Origin of the sequence: Clostridium sp. MT-14 (assembly GCF_042436595.1) — a bacterium.
Taxonomy (GTDB): Bacteria; Bacillota; Clostridia; order Clostridiales; family Clostridiaceae; genus Clostridium_B; species Clostridium_B aromativorans.
In genome coordinates this window covers 15,530-31,370 of sequence record NZ_JBHMIY010000037.1, presented here as the reverse complement: position 1 = coordinate 31,370, position 15,841 = coordinate 15,530, and the positions used below count along the sequence as shown (strand labels likewise).

The 15,841-nt window shown below is 37.5% G+C and carries 12 protein-coding genes, 1 pseudogene and 1 other annotated feature; of the genes and pseudogenes, 4 read left to right on the top strand and 9 right to left on the bottom strand.

Annotated features, from left to right (window positions below; genetic code table 11):
* The 4 genes from ACFHWD_RS17985 to ppsA all read right to left on the bottom strand — a co-directional run.
* Window positions 1-1,152: restriction endonuclease subunit S (locus ACFHWD_RS17985; protein ID WP_378062836.1), on the bottom strand; the 1,152-nt coding region annotated here is incomplete at its 3' end.
* On the bottom strand, window positions 1,142-2,650 hold the full coding sequence (locus ACFHWD_RS17980; RefSeq protein WP_378062835.1) for an N-6 DNA methylase: 1,509 nt from the start codon (window positions 2,648-2,650) through the stop codon (window positions 1,142-1,144). The genes ACFHWD_RS17980 and ACFHWD_RS17985, both read right to left, overlap by 11 nt.
* A gap of 18 nt (window positions 2,651-2,668) precedes the next feature.
* Complete coding sequence (locus tag ACFHWD_RS17975) at window positions 2,669-5,980, bottom strand: DEAD/DEAH box helicase family protein (RefSeq protein ID WP_150357148.1); 3,312 nt, start codon at window positions 5,978-5,980, stop codon at window positions 2,669-2,671.
* Between the two features lie 96 nt (window positions 5,981-6,076).
* The gene (gene ppsA, locus ACFHWD_RS17970) at window positions 6,077-8,698 is read right to left on the bottom strand and encodes a phosphoenolpyruvate synthase (RefSeq protein WP_229981905.1); all 2,622 of its coding nucleotides are present in this window, start codon (window positions 8,696-8,698) and stop codon (window positions 6,077-6,079) included.
* 141 nt (window positions 8,699-8,839) lie between these two features.
* Here ppsA and ACFHWD_RS17965 point away from each other — a divergent pair, with 141 nt between their 5' ends.
* Entirely contained in the window at window positions 8,840-9,424 is a 585-nt protein-coding gene (locus ACFHWD_RS17965; protein ID WP_190972211.1) for a TetR/AcrR family transcriptional regulator, read from the top strand.
* Between the two features lie 58 nt (window positions 9,425-9,482).
* On the opposite strand, the gene hcp is transcribed toward ACFHWD_RS17965, so the two are convergent.
* Together hcp and ACFHWD_RS17955 are read right to left on the bottom strand one after the other, a co-directional pair.
* Window positions 9,483-11,135 carry a hydroxylamine reductase gene (gene hcp, locus ACFHWD_RS17960; RefSeq protein ID WP_229981904.1) on the bottom strand — a complete coding sequence of 551 codons (1,653 nt, stop codon included), beginning with the start codon at window positions 11,133-11,135 and terminating at the stop codon, window positions 9,483-9,485.
* Between the two features lie 68 nt (window positions 11,136-11,203).
* On the bottom strand, window positions 11,204-11,383 hold the full coding sequence (locus ACFHWD_RS17955) for a YitT family protein (RefSeq protein WP_150357152.1): 180 nt from the start codon (window positions 11,381-11,383) through the stop codon (window positions 11,204-11,206).
* Window positions 11,384-11,541: 158 nt separating this feature from the next.
* On the opposite strand from ACFHWD_RS17955, the gene ACFHWD_RS17950 reads away from it, so the two are divergent.
* Window positions 11,542-11,727, top strand: a complete 186-nt coding sequence (locus ACFHWD_RS17950) for a ferritin family protein (RefSeq protein WP_150357153.1) — start codon at window positions 11,542-11,544, stop codon at window positions 11,725-11,727.
* Between the two features lie 310 nt (window positions 11,728-12,037).
* Window positions 12,038-12,595 carry a DUF4367 domain-containing protein gene (locus ACFHWD_RS17945; protein ID WP_179977310.1) on the top strand — a complete coding sequence of 186 codons (558 nt, stop codon included), beginning with the start codon at window positions 12,038-12,040 and terminating at the stop codon, window positions 12,593-12,595.
* 71 nt (window positions 12,596-12,666) lie between these two features.
* On the opposite strand, the gene ACFHWD_RS17940 is transcribed toward ACFHWD_RS17945, so the two are convergent.
* From ACFHWD_RS17940 to ACFHWD_RS17930, 3 genes and pseudogenes are all read right to left on the bottom strand, one after another.
* The gene (locus tag ACFHWD_RS17940; RefSeq protein ID WP_268253920.1) at window positions 12,667-12,795 is read right to left on the bottom strand and encodes a hypothetical protein; all 129 of its coding nucleotides are present in this window, start codon (window positions 12,793-12,795) and stop codon (window positions 12,667-12,669) included.
* Between the two features lie 26 nt (window positions 12,796-12,821).
* A complete protein-coding gene (locus ACFHWD_RS17935) occupies window positions 12,822-13,028 on the bottom strand; it encodes a UxaA family hydrolase (RefSeq protein WP_243139167.1) in 207 nt (68 codons plus the stop codon).
* Window positions 13,025-13,545: pseudogene (locus ACFHWD_RS17930) on the bottom strand (hypothetical protein). Before ACFHWD_RS17930 ends, ACFHWD_RS17935 begins: the two are co-directional and overlap by 4 nt.
* A gap of 180 nt (window positions 13,546-13,725) precedes the next feature.
* Window positions 13,726-14,005: a binding site (T-box leader), on the top strand.
* Between the two features lie 205 nt (window positions 14,006-14,210).
* Between ACFHWD_RS17930 and asnB the strand changes: the two are divergent.
* A complete protein-coding gene (gene asnB / locus ACFHWD_RS17925) occupies window positions 14,211-15,800 on the top strand; it encodes an asparagine synthase B (protein ID WP_150358142.1) in 1,590 nt (529 codons plus the stop codon).
* The last annotated feature ends 41 nt before the right edge of the window (window positions 15,801-15,841 follow it).

Below are 15,841 nucleotides of genomic sequence, written 5' to 3'. Positions count from 1 at the left end.
TTTCAATTTGTCGACGTGTTTGACAAAATCGGCAAATTGGTTTTGCAAATTTAATTCAGGTAAAATAACTTTTGTAGTAATTATTCCATCTTGCCCTATTGTTGTCATGGTTGCAGTTTTAGATTTAGACATAATTTGGTTTCTAAAATAATCTATTGTGGATTGAACTTGAATAAATTCGGGAATGCATTTAGATAGATCTAGTGGAATTCTTATTACATGACATTCAAATATAATATTGTTTTCAACATCTCTGGGAACAACTGATGCTTTACCTATACCATCTTTATTTAAAGAAGAACGGCAAAACAATAAATCACCATATTTTATTCTATATTTATTCAACTGAATATCAGTCACATCAACTTTTTTTAATCCTTTCGTGTTTGAATATCTCCTATTTATTATATCCCCTATCCACATCACTTTAGCATTTCCATCAGCTTTATATTTATCATTTTTTGCAAAGAACCCATTTGATGCTTTTTCTCTTAATAATGAACTAAGCTCAACAACTTTCCAACTCATAGGATTGAAAGCAGGGTTACCAAACATCTCTATAAATCTCGATTTGACTAATTCATCCAGAAGTCTGATGGCTTCCCTTTTCTTTTTCAAAGCATCTTCAGCTTTTTCCAGTGCCTGGACTATTTCATTTTGAGTTTCTAGAGGTGGTATTATTACCTTTAGGTACTTTAAATCGTTTATGGAAAAACTTGCTTGATTAACAGATTTTTTAATTATTTTAGGCAATTGCATTTTAAATTTTACAGAGTTAAAGTAATAATATACATACTTTGGTAAAATAAACTTTTTATTACTTCTTAGACATAACAAATTCATTCCATGTATCATATTTAATTCACAATTTTCATAAATTGCCGTTTTACCTAAATGTTTTTCACTATTTATATGCGACATCAATATATCGCCTTCTTCTAATAAATAATCACTATATTTTCCTAATTCATATATTCCTGCATATCCAACTTTATTTATATCTATGCGTGAATTTGCTATAGTTTCTATTCTAGTAATGGGATATCCACCCTGTTGTTTCCCTTGTTTTATATTTGCTCCATTTCTAATTAGCAAAAAGACCTTTCCTAATCTATCTACTTTCCACCCTTCAGGCAGTTTCCTATTCTTCATGCTGCTTCACCATTCCCTTTAACTCGGCCACATCCTTCAGTATTCCTTTTTCCAGAGTTTCAATTTTCTCCAGTATCACCTGGGGCTCTTCATATTTTACCTCTTCGTATTCCACTTCTTTGTACCTGTTTATGGAAAGATCGTAGTCATTGTCTGCAATTTCTTCTTTCTTCACCCAAAACCACCTGTCATCTTTGTCCGGTTCAATGGTCCTGTGTGCTTTTACTTTTTTCCAGCTTTTTATGATATCCGGTATATCGCTGTCATCTATAGGATTTCTCTTATCATCCAGTGAAAAGCCGTCTGCTGTCATGTCGTAGAACCACACCCTGTCCGTCTCGCCGCCCTTTGTGAACATGAGCACAGCTGTGGAAACTCCTGCATAGGGTTTGAATACTCCCGAAGGCATGGATATAACTCCTTCCAGTGCATTGTTTTCTACCAGATTTTTTCTGATTTCCCTGTGGGCCCTAGTTGAGCCGAACAGCACTCCGTCCGGCACTATCACCGCACACCTGCCTCCCAGATCCAGTATTCTGTTTATGAGCCTTATAAACAGAAGTTCCGTCTTTGTGGTGCCTGCGCCTTTGGCCAGCGACTTGCTTATATCACCCTTGTCTATACTGCCTTTAAAAGGAGGATTTGCCAGAACCAGCGTATACTTGTTCTCCTCTTCATATCTCTTGGACAAGCTGTCGCTCTGCACTACATTGGGGTTCTCTATACTGTGAAGCATCAGGTTCATGGAAGCTATTCGCACCATGGAGGGATCAAAATCAAAGCCGTAAAACATGGAAGTCCTGAAATGTTCCCAGTCTCCGCTTTCCATCATGTCGCCAATTCTCCTGTGGACAATCCCCTCTTCATCTGTGAAAACACTTTCCGGTCTTGTGTATTTCTCCAGTATGTATTCCAGGGAGCCTACCAGAAATCCAGCTGTCCCGCAGGCCGGATCACATATTTTGTCTTCTGCCGTAGGATCCATTAACTCCACCATCATCCTTATGATATGCCTTGGCGTCCTGAACTGGCCGTTCACGCCTGATACAGAAAGCTTGGACAGCAGATATTCGTAGAGATCCCCCTTGGTATCCGTATCTTCCATATTTATTCCATCTATGATTCTCACGGACTCCTGAAGCAGAGAGGGCTTGGGTATCATGAACACCGCATCCTTCATCTCCGCAGTAAAGCTGGAGTCCTTGCCTCCCATATTTTTTATGAAAGGAAACACTTTCTGTGACACCACATCAAACATTTCATTTACATCCAGGCGCTTGAATCTGCTCCACTTCATCAGCTCCTCCGGGAATACCGAAGTATGGGGCTTATTAAGCCTGTTGTCCATTTTTTCATTTGTATTGTCAATATCATCCAGTCTCTTTATAAACAAGAGATAGGATATCTGCTCTATTACAGTCAGGGGATTGGATATGCCCCCGGACCAGAAATTATTCCATAGTTTATCAATTTTACTCTTTATCTCACTGTTTAACATGTATCTTGTCCCTTCCTGTTAAGAAATATATGATGCCCTGAAAGGCTCAATCAATTCATTAAATACCTGGTCGGTCATTTTACCGAATATACCCTCTACACCATTTTGATTGAAATTGGTATAGGGTTCTGCAAATAGTGCTGCAATGGATATCCCGCGGTGCTTGGCAATATCATTTTTTATTATCTCCAAGGTTTTTATCTGTGTGGAATTCATTTTGCTGTGGTGCTTCTGGATAAAATCTTCAAATCTTCTATTCAGTTCTGCTTCATCCACTCCCACAAATTTTCTTATTATGCCAATTATATCTTCACTGTCAATATCCGTTTTGCCGGATAGTTCATCAATACTGTACACAAAATCATCGCTGAATATGGAATATATGCTCTGCATTTCCTCCTCTGACAATTTCTCGCCCTTTCTGATCTTGTGAATTACAATTTGATCCTTAAGCTTATTTTCTATGGCAAGCTTTACCCTCTTATGATAAGGCTCCATATTGCCTCTGTAAAGCACTGAACCGCCGCTGATTTCCCTGGTCACCTGGCCTGTATCTTTTACATCCAGCACTACAAAGTTGCTTGGCCTGCCGCCTTGATATTTCACAAGATCCCTCACATCCAGCCTTATTTTTTCCAGCCTTTCATAGCTTAAATCCTTCCAGCCGGAAGGCTGCAGCAGTGATTTTACAAGCTCCCTCCTGCCCTCGAACTGATTAAGATTCAATTTCAGCTTTGAAAGTTTTTTTATAGTGCTGTTTATCCCTTCTATGAGATTTTCCCTGTTATTGGAAAGCTTGTGGAACATAATTCTGTAGATTGAGTTGTCAAATCTCACTGCCTCCGAATCATCACTGCTCTCTATCCATTTGGTCAGCGGTGCAATTTCCAGCTTCAGCTTTTTGATAAAATCCTCGCTTAAATTGTTCCAGTACTCTTTCTTTTTCACCTGTTCTATCTTTTTTCTGTTCTTTTTAATTTCTATACTGTCCTTTGGCAGCTGTTCCATATCTGCCTTTAATTTGGCTGCAAAGACAGTGCATATATCCATCTTCCTGATCTCCCTGAATTTTTCCAAAAGCCTGCACATAATTTCAAACCTCACCTGAATGGAAGTTTTCTGGAGCTTTGGCTCATATCCTTTTACGTGCATTTCAAAAAATTCAAAGTTCTTGTAACAGTCAAAAATGGCAAATTCTCTTTTATCCTGTCCTTCTCCAAAAAGATTTTCACACCTTCTGGTTCCCCTGCCTATCATCTGCCAGAACTTTACCTTAGAATAAACAGGCTTTGCAAAAACCAGATTGACAATTTCAGGTACATCTATGCCCGTATCAAGGAGATCCACGGATATGGCCACCCTTGGAAAATCTTCATTCTTGAATTTTTCGATCAAAATGGATTTATCCTTTATGTCGGAATAAATTACTGCCGCAAGTTTGCCCTTGTACTGCGGATATAGTTCATTGAACAGTGAATCCAGAAGATTGGCATGTTTCTTGTTTTTGGCAAATACTATGGTCTTTCCTATATAATCCCCCACCTTTATGCCCTGCTCCATCAGAGTTCTCAGTATATATCTGTTGGTATCCTTGTTGGTGATTTTTTTCTCCAGTTCCTTCTTGTCATAGTTTATTTCGTCACCGTCATAACCTTCTTCCTCTATCTGCTGCCTCTGCTCTTCCGTCATTTCACTATACTTTATGCCCTTCCTCAAAAAATCCGTAGTGGCATCTATTACCCTGGGCTCGATTAAATAGGGCGGTACATGGTTCCAGGCCTCCTCAATTGGAAAATTAAATGTAGGATCTCCATTGTCGCAGCTGAACAGGCTGAAGGTATTCCTCTCGATAAAATCCACCGGCGTAGCTGTAAGTCCTATTATATGCGAATCAAAATATTCCAGAATATCCCTGTAAACCTTGTAGACGCTTCTGTGGGATTCGTCGCATATTACAAGATCAAAAAAACCCACACTGAACTGTCTGTAGTAATTTATCATGGTCTGGTAAGTTGAAAAATACAAGGTGGCTTCCCTGTTGTCAGAATTTTTCCCGGTAAATCTGCAGGATATTTCTTCAGGCATGAAAGTTTTAAAACTGTTTTTGTCCTCTTGGGCCTGTTTCACAAGCTCGTCCCTGTCTGCCAGAAACAAAACCCTCTCAGCCCATTTTGCCTCCATAAGCCCCTTGGTCAGGGCAATTACCGTCCTGGTCTTTCCAGTACCCGTGGCCATCACCAGAAGAGCTTTTCTCCTTCCGCTCTGGTACCTTTCATAAACTCTCTTGATACCTTCTATTTGATAGGGTCTCCCGGCTATGTTCTTATCTATCTGAATTTTATTCAAGTCTTTACTGTACTTATGCCTGAAAAACAGCTTTTCCAAATCCTCAAGAGTATAAAATCCCCAGATTTGTCTTGGCTCACTGTACTTGTCATCCCATATGTATATCTCATATCCATTGGTATAGAAAACTATAGGACGTACCTTGTATATCCTCTCAATGCTGTCTGCATATTCCATGGCCTGCTGTCTTCCAATTATGGAATCCGCGGAAGTTTTTTTGGCCTCCACCACTGCAAGAGGCTTGTCTACTTTATTGAAAAGCACATAATCCGCATAACCTGTTTTTCCTTTCCCCTTATGATCCTTTAAAGGAAGTTCAATTTTCACCGAATCATTGTTTCCTACATTCCAGCCTGCATCCTTCAGCATTATGTCAATAAGCTTCTTTCTTGTATGAGCTTCATTGAAATCCAGAGTACTTTCAATTTCCTTCTGCATTTTTTTATCCTTCTCAGTTTGAATCAATTCAGCCGTCTGTTTCTTTACAGTTGCTAGCTCCCTGGTATGTTCTTCTTTTATTTTTTCTTTTTCTTCGGCATAGGCTTCTACATCATAAACCCTATTGCCAGCCGGTGCAGGTTTCGGTATTCTGTAGGTCAGGGGCCTGATCGACATATCCTTTGTAACCCTGATATAAAACCAGGCAGATATCTTGTACATGGAAACCAGGCACTCCAATGCATCCCTTTTGTTTTCATATCCGGCATGACTTGCTCTATTCCCGAACCTTCTCACTATATCAAACAAATCCGGAACGGCCTTGTTTATATTTGTAGTCCTCAAAAGTCTGATCTTGTCATTTTGTGTGGCAAATTTTCCTGCATTTACCTTGTACATTGCCAATATATAATCAATTATCTTTTCCCCGAACATACGCATCTTCAGCATTGTGGCATTGCTATCCACATGAAAATAGCTTTCCGCCTGAACCCCAAGTTTGGCCAACACAGGCCATCTCTTATTCAAGAATAAAAAATTAGACATATATCCCATCCCCTCAGTTTGTGGCTTAACAACTTATCCAGTTTATTTGTATACATTTAAATTATATACTAAAAATTTCTTTTTTTCATCCCTTTACTACAACAGCTCCACGTAGCCTTCAGTCCCATTTATCCGAACCTGCTGTCCGTCCCGGATCAATTTTGTGGCATTTTCCACTCCTACAACTCCCGGGAGACCATATTCTCTTGCAACAACTGCACCGTGCGTGGTAAAACCTCCGACTTCGGTAACCAATCCCTTTATTGTGGCAAAAAGTGGAGTCCAGCTTGGATCAGTAAACCTGGTAACCAAAATATCCCCTTCCTCCAGTTCAGCCTCTTCCACGGATAAGACGATTCGAGCACATCCTTCCACAACACCGGAGGATACTGGAATACCTGTTAAAGCCCCTGCAGGAAATTTTTCTGTGGAGAAATCCGAATATGGAACAAAACCGTCGGAAGTAATCACACGGGGTGGAGTAAGATTTTTAAAATGGACATAGTCTTCTTTTCGCTTCTCAATTATGGAGTAATCCACCCTATCTGTTTCAATTGCCCTGTATAACTCGTCAAAATAAAGATAAAAAATATCTTGGGTGCCATGCAGAATACCTTTTTGAACCAGCCTGTTCGCTTCCTTTCGCAGTGCCTTTTTATAAATTTGATAACGGCGTACGATGCAGTATTTGGGATATTCACGATATCCAATAAAATTACGAAGCAAATGGATGTCTTTTTTCATCTTTTTTACTTTTCTTTTGCCAGCCGGCAATTGCAGCAGACTACACAGTATTTCTTCTTCTTTTTTCTTCACTTCCATCCTGCCATTTATAAATCTGGTTTTGTGTTCACCGGGCTTTAGAATCCTAACATTGCTCAGCAGCATAGGCAATAATTGTGCAGGGTTTTCTTCAAAACGGGGTTTGGTAATATCAATCTCACCGGGACAGCGCATTCCGTATTTCGCAAGGAAATTTTTAAATGCCTTCTCCACTTCTTCTCCTCCAGCAAACACTTTCATTTTTTCAAAAAAATCTTTATCCTCCGAATTTTTAGACAGGTATTCCAATACTTGAGGATACTTCCGGATTGTGTCGGCCAAATCACATAATGCCATACCCATCTCAGTGGTCACATTATTTTCCAGGGATTTGGAGAGTAAATCTGCCGCATTTTTCTCTCCAAGCCAATTTTCAACATTTTTATTTATGGAATCATTGACTAAAATGGCCGCAATGATTGCACCTAACATTTTGGGGTGATATGCCATTGCCAGCAGTGAATCCCTGTCATTCTTTATAAAATCCAGGGCTGCTTTTCCAGAAAGCTTTGACAGCTTACCCTCAATTTCGTTGAGCTCAGAATCAAATTTTCCGGTTAATTCATGGATGATCTCCGGATCATTTTTCCAATGGATTTTGATTGCTGCTAAAATGGAAGATGGAGTAAAAATTCCTCCTTTCACATTCCTTTTGCCTTTCGGCAGAGATTTCATAAAGTCTTTTTGATCCAGAAGCTGCTTGATAGCACCCTGTATCAGTAAATCCTGCTTTCCTGTTGCCATAACCAGCCGCTTGCGCCCCAAGGCTGAAGACAGATCATGGGTAATGTCTGCATAAAGCCTGCCCCCTGCTCTTGTCAGTGAAATATCCGAGATCATTTGAAAAAATGACATGCCAAGCGGGTGTATTGCATCCGTCATCATCTGAATGTGTCCAATGGACATATACACCCTGGGCTTTTTGACATTTGGAGATTCCGGAATCGGAAACAAAGTTGTGATGGCCCGGCTTTGAACCATATAAAACTCATTTTGGTAAAAGCACCATTCAATATCCTGGGGGCATCCGAAATAGGATTCTATTCTCCGCCCAATGCGGGCCAGCTGCAAAATCAGATCATCGGGCAATACCTGTTTTTTCTGCCTGTCTGCATCAACCAACTTTTTCTGTATACCTCCGCTTTCTGCAGAAAGAATCTCCATATTTTGTACGCCGATTCTCTTCGAAATAATCCTCCCGTCTTGTATTTTATAAATATCCGGATTTGTAAGACCGGATACCATGGCTTCGCCAAGTCCAAACCCCGCGTCGATAGAAAGGGTCCTTCGATCAGAAGTCACCGGATCCGCGGTAAATAAAATTCCGGAAGCCTCAGAAAAGATCATTCTTTGAACAACAACGGAAAGAGAAACCTCCCGGTGCCGGAAACCGTTCTCCACTCGATATATTACCGCACGATCTGTAAAAAGGGAGGCCCAGCACTTTATTACGTGCCGCAGAATTTCTTTTCTTCCCCTGATATTCAGATAGGTATCCTGCTGTCCGGCAAAAGAAGCATTGGGCAGATCCTCCGCTGTTGCGCTGGATCGTATCGCAAAAGATGACCTGTCATCATAATTGGACAGTTCTTTCACAATGGCGGATTCAATATCCCGTGGCAGTTGAATACTTTCGATTTCAGCTCGTATCTTTTCGCTGATTTCTGAAATCTGTTTCCCATCAGTTGACTTCAGCTCTTCCAGATTTTCCAGCAGAGATTCAATTTTAAAATTATTGGCCAGAGATTCCCGAAAAGCAGTAGTGGTGATACAAAAGCCTTCCGGTACCCGAATTCCGGGAATTTTTGACAGCATCCCCAAATTTAATCCTTTACCCCCAACCTTCATCAAATCCATTTTATCTATATGAGAAAATCCAATAATATACAAATTCATTTTTCATACCTCCATACAAAGTTTTGAAATATTTATTGTTATATTTCATAATATACTTGGTTATTATGATTGTCAATATATTTTGAAATTCTGTTTATTATATTTCAAAACAATGGTATAATAATACTGGGTGATATTATTGTGAATGGTTATGAGAAAAGAACAAAACAAAAGAAAGATTCCATTCTTGAAATTGCTACCAAGCTTTTTATCGAGCGGGGCATAACAAATGTCAGCATCAGTGAGATTTCCACAAAAGCAGGTGTTTCACAGGTGTCAATTTATAATTATTTTGGAGATAAAAACAATCTGGCAAGAGAAGCCTTTATTTCCTATATAAAACAGGTAGTGCGAGAATATGAGGAGCTGTTGGACAGGGACATTCCCTTTTCTGAAAAGATAGAACAAATAATGTGTAAAAAGCATAACGCCATTTTGGAATTAAGTCATTCTGACTTTAGCCAGCAAGCCATGGAGGATAAGGCATTCCGACAGCTTTATAAAGAAGCAGCTTCAATTCAGGCACAATCTGTCTATGGAAAGTTTATACAAGTCGGGAAGAAAGCTGGAGCAATTGATCCATCTCTTTCAGATGATGCACTGCTTACATTTCTTCTTTCATCTGCATCCATCATGCACCAACCTGATTACTATAAAAAAAGTATAAAATATAAAGAAAATATTTTGAATTTATTTCTATACGGACTGCTTGGAAAACATCACTGACTTCATGATATTTCAATTTTAACACAGGAAGCATTGTTTTCATGTAAATCTCAAAATTCTATTTTGCCTGCTTTAGCGAAGTACTTAAATCATCCTCCGGAGTACTTATGGGTCTGATATCAAAAGTATCCACCAGATACTGCAGCACATTTGGGGATATGAATGCCGGCAGACTTGGGCCTAAGTATATGCCTTTTATTCCCAGAGACAAAAGTGCCAGTAAATCAGCTACAGCTTTTTGTTCATACCAGGAAAGTACAATGGTAAGAGGCAGACTGTTCACATCTGTTTCAAAAGCATCTGCAAGTCCGGTGGCTATCCTCACTGCCGAATAAGCATCATTGCACTGCCCTACATCCAGCAGTCTTGGCAGTCCGGACACTGTTCCAAAGTCTAATTTATTGAATCTGTATTTACCACAGGCCAGGGTGAGAATTATACAGTCTTTGGGTACCATTTTGGCAAAATCGGTATAATAACTTCTTCCAGGTCTTGCTCCATCGCATCCCCCTATCAGAAAGAAATGCCGTATCTCTCCTTTCTTAACTGCACCTACTATATCTTCAGCATGGGACAATGCTGCATGATGCCCAAAGCCCACCAGTATCTGTTTTTCATCTTCATCTTTTTTAAATCCTCCCAGTTCCAGTGCCTTATCTATTATCTCACTAAAATCCTTGGTTCCGTCTTTCAAAACCGGTATATGCTTTACTCCATCCCAGCCTACAACACCTGTTGAAAATATCCTGTCCTTGTAAGTTTCTCTTGGCCTCATCATACAATTTGTAGTCATTAAAATACATCCTGGAATTCCATCAAATTCTTTTTGCTGATTTTGCCACGCAGATCCAAAATTTCCAACCAGATGTTTGTATTTTTTCAGTTCCGGATAACCATTTGCCGGCAGCATTTCTCCATGGGTGTAAATATTAATTCCCTTGCCCTCCGTCTGTTTGAGGAGCATTTCCAGATCCTTTAAATCATGTCCGGACACTATGATAAATGGACCTTTTTTGATATTGACATTCACTTTATGAGGTGAAGGATCTTTATAAATGGAAGTATTGGCTTCATCCAGAGTCTTCATTACCTGTACAGCCATATCCCCAACTCTCATGGTCATGCGTATCATATCTTCAAGAGTTAAATTGTCATTTGTGGTAGCTTCCAGTCCTAAAAAATAAATATTGTCAACCTGTTCATTACTGTATCCCAGAAATCTTGCCTGATGTCCATAGGCACTTATGCCCTTCAATCCATACAATATAGTGGATCTCAATGAACGAATATCCGCATCAAGATTCTGATCATACATAATGCCTGCCTTCACCGAATCCTTCAGCATCATTTCCCTAGTATCACTCAGGTTATATGCGGCCGCATCCGGATACTGCCCTTCCGGTGCCTGAGCTCTTAAAGACTCCTTCACTTTTTGTGACTTTTTTAATAACCTTACATGGACTTCAGCATCAAAATTAACATTTGTCAATGTTGTAAACAGAGCATTTTCAACAAATTTCACTATCTCCTTGTCAACAGACTTTCCCCGTTCAATAAGGGGTTTCGCATAACTGGAGATTCCCTTCAGCTGATATATCAATAAATCCTGTAAATTTGCAATTTCCGGTGTTTTTCCGCAGACACCGCTTTTTGTGCACCCTTTACCTCCGGCTGTCTGCTCACACTGGTAACAGAACATGGAATTTTCCATATATACCTCTCCTTTACACTGATATTCCTTTTTCACTTTCTATTTTAACTTTATCCTTGCAAAACTATTCATATTTGACAACAAGATATTTGAAAGATTTTTTGTGCCAGTAAGGATATACCTACAATTCCGCCGCTGGCTATCTGATTGGGTTTTAAAAATAAATTAAATCCCAAAGCTGTTATTATATATCCAATTATCACCTGTATACACTGAATTAAATAATCATACTTATAATCTTTAATCATTTATCTAACTCTCCTCATCTTGTTTTTACATACATACTTGAAAATAGTTCGATTAGGATTATATCATTAAACACGAATAACAAGAATACTTACATCAAAATTTCAAATGAATAAAATCTTTTATATTACAGAATATATAAAGAGAAAGGAAGGGTAAAATGAATCTGACAACAGAAGACATATTAAAGAAAAAGCTCCTGGATGAACAGCAAAATGTAAGAGACTACCAGCAATACTCAGATAGAATAGACAATAAAGAGATCAATGAAATATTCAAAAGTTTTGCAGAAAAATCAGCTTATCATGCACAGACCCTGCAGAATTTATTAAAAAAAATCGAGTAGGAGGAAAATAATTATTTTATTTTCCTCTTCTAAATTTACCCCTTAAAGTCATGTATAAAGTAACCAATTAATAATAAATTTGCTGACTTACATTACTTCTCCCTCCTACTTTCTAGTTATAAATTAAAAGATATCATTAAAATGTTATTCTTTTTTCGACATATTTTGATATATAGCCTATGTTATAATAGAAGTAAAAAATAATTAACAAAATCTTTCAAACATACTAATTTAATAAATACTATAACTTATTAAATTCTACAATATTAATATTAAAATATATACCATTATAGGATAGGAATGAGATTTTATGAACAAATTAAAGTATAAAAAAATAATTCTCGCAGTCACATTAATATCCGTTATGTTAATAGTAACATCTGTATTTGCATTTAATAATATAAAAGAATCAAAAAATACTAACGATTCAACCTCATCAAATAAAACTATATCATCAAAGAATTTTAATAGCCGATTAACAGATTTTAAAACTGAAGATGAAATTAATAAAAACATAAAGGTTAAAATTAAGGAACCTAAATATAAGCATGCAAATATGAAACAAATAAATGTACAAGGTCAAAGACAAAATAACAGCTTAGGTTCATTTGATTTAATTGTGATGACATATAAAGGAGATGATGAAAAATATATCAGAATACAAGAAGCTCAAGATACAGGAAAACCAGAAGATTTATTAACTAACTCAAAGAAAATATCCATTAATGATACCGAAGCATGGGTTTACGGTGATGAAAAGGGTGACAATTATAAGCAAATTATGTTTTGGAAAAATGGAACATACTATAATGTTGCATCAGATATAGAACTAAATGAATTAATAAAAGTAGCAGAATCAATAGAATAATAAAAAATAATATATACTAAATCAATATAGTGTTTTCGGCACTTTCCCAGGCCTGTCACAATTGATCATTATTAAACAACCATGCTATCATAATGTCCTTCAAGGTTTTTAAGACTGCCAATATCAATTACATTTTTCATGTCTAGAGCATACATACCAAGCTTTAGCTGGTTATTGACTCTAAAAGTTACAAATTTCATATAACCATCTCCTTGCTGTAATAAGTCTACACATAATTGCACAGTCTACTTATCGCAATGTCATTGAAACCAAAGGCTTCCGCCTTTACAACCTTTCCATTTGCAACAGCTACTATCTCATTTAGCAATTCTTCTCCCATTTCTTCTATGGATTTTGTCCCTCCAATTACAGGACTCGCATCAAAATCTATATTTTCTTTCATCTTATTGAATGTTATCTTGTTTGCTGTCATTTTAAGAACAGGTACAAGTCCATTTCCTGTGGGAGTTCATCCCCTGTAGTAAACACAACTATTTGTGCACCTCCTGCAACAAGTCCTGTTACAGAAGCTATATCATATCCTGGAGCATCCATTATGACAAGTCCTTTTTTGCCTGGACCGACACCATAGTCTGTAACTTCCTCAATAGGTCTATGTCCACCCTTGTGATACATCCAAGTGACTTTTCTTCAAGAGTAGTTATTCCTCCAGCCTTGTTTCCAGGTGAGGGATTCCCATTTCTAAGATTTTCTCCAACATTTTTTAAATGTTCTTCATACCTTCTTACGATTTCATATATCCTGTCCTTTACTTCAGGAGTAGCTGCCCTCTCTGCAAGAATATGCTCCGCTCCTATAGACTCTGTTGTTTCACATAATATAGAAGTTGAACCAAGATCAACTAATCTGTCAGTTTCATTTCCCAGTACAGGATTTGAAGCAAGTCCGGATGTAGGATCTGAACCTCCGCAGTTAGTGGCAACAATCAATTTCGACAGTGGAACCTCTTCTCTTTGCTTCTTTGTTTAAAGTAGCTGATATACCTGTAAAAATCTATCTTTCTAAATTCTATTATAATTTATCTACAATGGTGGACTAATAATTTTTATTTTTTAACGCAAAAAAATGTTGACAAAGATGAATGTAAGGTTTAGAATTAAATTCATTAAATAAAAGCCATGATGAAGACAAGTAAAAAAAACATTTCACCACCAGTGAGCTGGAGATAGTGTGAATCCAGTGGTAGAGTTTTTTTGAATAACACTTCGGAGTTGTAAACTGAAATATTTGTATGCTGTGTTTTAAGCAAGATCTTTCACACAGGTTCAGATTAAAGTAGGTACGCCGTATTCCATACGTTACTTTGGATACCAGTAGTAGCTGGAAAGAGACCAACAATTAGATGGTAAATTAGGTGGCACCACGGATAAGCGCCAGTTCGTCCTATTAATAAGACGAATTGGCGCTGTTTTTATATTTAGAACAAATTATAAAGAACGGGATGACCACACTATAATAGGAGAACTAATATCTGAATAACTATGACATATTTTGATAGAGCTTCTGAACTAGAAAGAATCCCAATTTCAGCTTTATAACTAAAAATGAAAAATAAAACGTTTATTAACTTTATCATGCTAGGAGGAATATTAAAATGTGTACAATTATGTGTTACACGGGAACAGACATAAAATATGAAAAATTTGCAAAGGCACTACAGAGAACCGAGTCTAGAGGACCAGATATGATGGAGATCTTAACTTTGCCGTCTGGAATTTTAGGTTTTCAAAGGCTTTCCATCATGGATTTAAGCTTTAGCGGAATGCAGCCATTCACGAGAAAAATGGACGCAGTTATCTGTAATGGTGAAATTTACGGTTTTCGTAAAATTAAAAAAGAACTGATAAAAAGGGGCTATAAATTTATTTCTAATAGTGATTGTGAAATATTACTCCCCATGTATTACGAATATGGGTTAGACATGTTTTCAAAATTAGATGCAGAATTTGCAACTGTTATTTACGATGGAAAAAAGGATAGTTACATTGCAGCACGGGATCCAATTGGAATTCGCCCTTTATTCTATGGTTATTCTGAATCGGGTAAAATCATGTTTGCAAGTGAAGCAAAAAATCTAGTTGGTCTTACAGACAAGATCCTGCCATTCCCACCAGGATATTATTATGCTGACGGTAAATTTACGTGCTATTGTAATATTTCAGCAGCAAATGGTCCCTATTATAAAGATGACTTGGAAATTATCTGCAGTAACATTCATGATAAGCTGGTAGCTGCTGTAGAAAAACGCATGGATGCCGATGCTCCTGTAGGCTTTTTATTAAGCGGAGGTCTTGACAGTTCATTGGTATGTGCTATTGCTCAAAAAATGAATTCTGAAAAACCGATTAGGACATTTGCCATAGGCATGACTGAAGATGCCATTGACCTAAAATATGCACAGGAAGTTGCAGATTATATTCACAGTGACCATACTGTTGTCTACATGACAAAAGAGGAAGTAATTGAATCGCTCGAGGAAGTTATCAAAATTCTTGGGACCTATGATATTACTACAATAAGAGCAAGTATGGGAATGTATCTGCTCTGTAAGAAAATACACCAGATTTCTGATATAAGAGTACTTCTTACCGGCGAAATCTCCGATGAATTATTTGGCTATAAATATACTGATTTTGCTCCAAATGCAGAAGAATTTCAAAAGGAATCACAAAAGAGAATCAGAGAACTCCATATGTATGACGTACTTCGTGCAGATCGCTGCATCAGTTCAAATTCTATGGAAGCAAGGGTACCTTTTGGAGACTTGGATTTTGTAAAATACGTTATGGCCATCGATCCTGAAAAGAAATTGAATAAATATAATAAAGGTAAATATCTTTTGAGACATGCATTTGAAGGAGATTACCTTCCACATGATATTTTATATCGTGAAAAGGCGGCATTTAGTGATGCTGTAGGACATTCTATGGTAGACTATTTAAAAGAATATGCAGAAGCATATTATTCTGATGAAGAATTTGAAAAACTATCTAAAAAATACGAATATCATGCTAAGCCATTTACAAAAGAATCTCTATTATACAGGCAAATCTTTGAAAAATATTACCCAGGACAGGCCAAAATGATAGTTGATTTCTGGATGCCAAACAAAGAATGGAAAGGCTGTGATGTAAATGATCCTAGTGCCAGGGTGTTGTCAAATTACGGTGCCAGCGGTAACTAATTAAAAGAATTCAGACTAATTTCCGTATCAAGTTTCAACAT